Genomic DNA, 4430 nt, shown 5'->3' with positions numbered 1-4430 from the left:
ACCGGAACCGGGCTGTCCCCGCCCGGGGCGACACGTCCGCGGGGCAACGCCCCTACCCGCCGGGTCCGCACTACCCATGTCCGGCCGACCGGTACCTAGCCGTACCCCCGCATGATGCGGGAACGAGACCGGAATCCGTCCCGATTTCAGTGGCTCACCGCCCTGCGGTGGACTTTTCATGGGAAGTGCTCAGAAAAAGCCAGTTGTCGACCATCGGGCAACGCGACGATCCGGCCAGGACCGGAGAGCTCCCTCCTCACACCGCTTCCGTCCGCCGCCAAAAGCCGAATTCCGAGGGACTGACCTCGCTCCGTCCAGTCGGCCGAAGAACCTTTGCGGCGCCGGCCCCGTCGGGGTCGATTTCCACGGCTCGCAACCTCTCGCCCGCGCTGCAGCAGTACGACGTCCGGAGACCGACATGACCACCACCTGCGTGCCCGAATCGGCCGGACAGCGGATGCCCCTGCTGCCCCCCTCGTCTCGTCGAGCGGTCTGCACCGCGGATGCCGTTCACGAAAGCGTTCCGCAGCTGCGACATTTCGCCGTCTTCTGCGTCCGCAGGTTCGGCGTCCCGCCGGACGCGGCCGACACCGTGGGCCTGGTCGTCAGTGAACTCGTGACCAATGCGGTCCTGCACAGCGGCAGCCGCTCGGTCGCGGTGCTCGTCGGCCTGGAGGCGGCGGGCCTGCTCATCGCCGTGCGTGATCACGGAAGCTGGCGCGAACGGCCACGCCCCCGACTGAGCAGCGCGGACGACCGGGCCCCGTGCGGGCGCGGCCTGGCCCTGGTCAGCGCCGTCACCGAACGGTGCACGATCAGTTCCGGTACCACCGGGACACTCGTCGAGGCACACCTGCGCCTGGCCGAGCATCCCGTCGCCCACGGCGGCGACCGGTGACGGCGGCCGGTGCCGAATGGGCCCGGCCCGCACTCCACGGCCAGGCGCGGCGGCGCGCCGCCCACCGGGCGCGCGTCCTGCGGTCCCTGCGCTGCGACGGGCCGGCGATCCGGCAGGAGCTCGCCTCGCGCACGGCGCTGTCGACCACCACCGTCTCCAGCCTCCTCGCCGAGTTGGAGCACGAAGGCCTGATCACCCAGCAGGCCGTCCGGCACGGCGGCACCGGTCGCCGACCCGTGCTCGTCTCCTTCAACCGGGATGCCGGCACCGCGCTGGCCGTCGACGTCGGTCCGGATCGCCTGGCGGTGGCCGTCGGCAGCCGGCCCGGCGGTGTCCTGGCGGAGTGCCGGGTGCCCCTGCCGGCCCAGGCCGACCCGCAGGGCGCGGATCGCGTGCTGTCGGCGTGCGCGGAACGGGCCCTGGCCGAGGCCGGGACGGACCCGGAGACCCTGGTGGGCGTGACCGTCGCGCTGTCGATGCCGCCCCGGGCCGGGTCCGACGGTGCGGAGTCGGGAGCCTCGGAACTCCTGTGGGCGGGCGCCGCGCACCGTACGGTGGGCGCCAGGTGGCGCATTCCCGTCACGGTCGAGCGGGGGGCACGGCTCGGCGCCCTGGCGGAGTACTCCCGTGGCGGGGCCGCGGGTGCGCACAGCATCGTCAACATCACTCACGCCGGGGCGGCCGAACTGGGCGTGGCGATCGACGGCACCCTGCTGCGCGGGCACTCGGGCCGCGCCGGGAGGCTCGGCCACCTGCTGGTCCGGCCCGACGGCCGAACCTGCCGGTGCGGACGACGCGGCTGCCTCGACGCGTACCTCACGCCTGCGGCCCCGTTACAGCTCTCCGGGCGTGCACCCGACGACCTGCCGGACGACGGCCGGCTCGCCCGGTTCGCCGAGGCGGTCGCCGCAGCCGCAGCGCTCATCGACCCCTCGGTCATCGTGCTCGGCGGCGCACTCGCCTCCGAGGGCGAGCGCCTCGAGGCACCGCTGCGTCGGGCCCTGAGCAGTGTGCCCTTCCGACCGGCAGTACCGGTCGTCCGCTCCACGCTCGGGGACCGTGCCCCGCTCCTGGGCGGTCTGGATCTGGCGCTCGCGCAGCCGCGGGTTCCCGTCGAACCACCGTGACGGCGCCGTACCCGGGCGCGGCCGGCTTGAGCAGTCAACAACATGCCTGTTCAAGGGGCTGGTTCGGCCTGCCCGCCCGGTGAAGGGGCCGGACCGGCGGCCGCCCTCCCCGATGGTCACAAGGCGATCTCGACTCCGGTTCGTGCTTGACGCCGGACCGCGGAGAGAGTGTCATGTGTCGCATCACGTTCGACTTTGTTTGTTCTTGGGGCATTCGACTGTCGACACCCACGCACAGTCCCGCGAGACCCCACCCTCGCCCCCGAGCCCGGCTGTCGGATCCGACGCCACCGACATCCCCCACCCCGCGCCCGCCCGCGCACGCTCGAAGGAGCCGACCATGCTTCGCACCACCAGCCGAGCCGCTGCCCTCGTCCTGCTCGCCGCCGTCGGCCTGACGGCCTGTTCCACCGGTCAGGAGACCGCCAACAGCAGCGGGAACGCCGCACCGGTCAGCGGCAAGATCTCCCTCACGTACCTGCAGAAGCAGGGCGACCAGGAGTACTTCATCGGCGAGGCCGCCGGTGCCAAGGCCAAGGCCCAGCAGCTGGGTGTGGACCTGAAGGTGGTCAACCTCGGCAGCGACGCCAACAAGACGATCAGCGAGGTCCAGTCCGCGATCGCGCAGAAGAGCAACGGCCTGATCGTCGTGGTGCCGGACCCGGCGGTGGGTCCGCAGGTCGTGCAGACCGCCAAGGACGCGGGCGTGCCGCTGCTGACCTCGGACGACCAGATCTGCACCACCGGCACCGACCCGGCCGCCTGCGCCAAGCAGAACCTGGTGCCCCGGATCGGCTTCTCCGGCCAGCAGATGGGCACCGAGGTCGGCAAGCGCGCCGCCGAGGAGTTCAAGAAGGCCGGCTGGAACGCGGCCGACACCCGGATCATCTCCGCCTGGAAGCAGGACGTCACGGTCTGCGGCGACCGGGTCAAGGCCGCCGACGAGGCGTTCTTCGAGGCCGCCGGCCAGGTGAAGACCCTGGACGTGGCCACCGACAACACGCCCACCGGTGCGCAGGACAAGGTCGCGGCCACCATCACCGCCAACCCGGGCGTCAAGCACTGGGTGGTCTGGGGCTGCAACGACGAGAACGTGCAGGGCGGTGTGACGGCCCTGCAGAACGCCGGCGTCAGCCCGGCCGACATCGACGGTGTGGGCCTGGGCGCCTACCTCGCCTGCAAGGACTGGTCCGCCGGGAAGCCCTCGGGCATGAAGGCCGCGCTGTTCATCAACGGCAGCGACGTCGGCGCCCTGGCCGTCCAGACCATGTACGACAAGCTCAAGAACGGAAAGGACTTCCCGCAGGAGGCCTTCGCCCCCACCACCATGGTGGACCCGACCTCCTGGCAGTCCGCCGGCGTCAGCTGCAGCTGACCTCCCCCCGATCCGGCCGCGCCCGACCTTCCCGGCGGGCCCGGCCACCAGCCGCCCCCGTCCCCGATGACCCGATGCCCACCGGGGCCGGGGGCGGCGACCAACTCCTCCCGCTCCGCTCGAAGGCGACCACCATGAGCCAGGCCCACGGCACCACCCCGGATCCCCGCCCACCCCGTGACCGCTCCCGCGACACGGCCGGAGTGCGGGGCCTGTCCAAGCGGTTCGGCGCCGTCCAGGCCCTGTCCGACGTCACCCTGGACTTCCCGGCCGGCCAGGTCACCGCCCTGATGGGCGAGAACGGCGCCGGCAAGTCCACCCTGCTGAAGATCCTCACCGGCGACCACCAACCGACCCTCGGCAGCGTCGTCCTCGACGGCCGGGCCCTGCACCTGTCCTCGCCGACCGAAGCCCGCCGGGCCGGGATCCGGATCATTCCGCAGGAGCCGGAGATCATCCCGCACGTGTCGGTGGCGGAGAACGTGTACGCCGGCTCGCTGCCCCGCAGGGCGGGGCGCCGGTTGGACCGGGCCGAGTTGCGCCGTCGGATCGAGGCGGACCTGGACCGGCTGGGCTTCTCCCGGGTGCTCGATCCGGACCTGTTGGGCTCGGAGCTGACGCCGGCCCAGCGCCAGCTGGTGGAGATCCTGCGCGCGCTCACCGGCGACGCCAAGGTGATCGCCTTCGACGAGCCGACCAGCTCGCTCTCCGAGCAGGAGGTGGACGCGCTGTTCGCGCTGATCCGCCGGCTGCGCGAGCAGGGCGTGGCGGTCATCTACGTCTCGCACCGGATGAAGGAGATCTTCCAGCTGGCGGACCGGATCGCGGTGCTGCGCGACGGCACGCTGGCCGGGGTGCTGGACGCGGCCACGGCCGGTGAGGGCGAGCTGGTGCGGCTGATGGTGGGCCGCGACCTGTCGGACATGTTCGTGCGGCAGAACGTCTCCACCGACCGGGTGGTGCTGGACGTGCAGCACCTGACCACCGACCAGGTCAGCGACATCACGCTGCAGGTGCGGGCCGGTGAGGT

Annotated in this window: 4 protein-coding genes; all 4 read left to right on the top strand. The window is 72.3% G+C overall.

Features of this window, described 5'->3' with window-relative positions:
• The first annotated feature begins 418 nt into the window (after positions 1–418).
• On the top strand, positions 419–898 hold the full coding sequence (locus ACFW1A_RS39015; RefSeq protein ID WP_380418179.1) for an ATP-binding protein: 480 nt from the start codon (positions 419–421) through the stop codon (positions 896–898).
• Positions 895–2025, top strand: coding sequence for an ROK family protein (locus ACFW1A_RS39010; RefSeq protein WP_380418177.1), 1131 nt, complete (start codon positions 895–897; stop codon positions 2023–2025). The genes ACFW1A_RS39015 and ACFW1A_RS39010 overlap by 4 nt, the downstream gene beginning before the upstream one ends.
• Positions 2026–2365: 340 nt before the next feature.
• The gene (locus tag ACFW1A_RS39005; RefSeq protein WP_380418175.1) at positions 2366–3400 is read left to right on the top strand and encodes a substrate-binding domain-containing protein; all 1035 of its coding nucleotides are present in this window, start codon (positions 2366–2368) and stop codon (positions 3398–3400) included.
• Between the two features lie 134 nt (positions 3401–3534).
• Positions 3535–4430 (top strand): ATP-binding cassette domain-containing protein (locus tag ACFW1A_RS39000; RefSeq protein ID WP_380418173.1); only part of this gene is annotated, 896 nt, incomplete at its 3' end.

Origin of the sequence: Kitasatospora sp. NPDC058965 (genome assembly GCF_042741245.1) — a bacterium.
Lineage (GTDB): Bacteria > Actinomycetota > Actinomycetes > Streptomycetales > Streptomycetaceae > Kitasatospora.
Note: the sequence above shows the minus strand (reverse complement) of the source record. Positions and strands in the feature narration are given on the sequence as shown.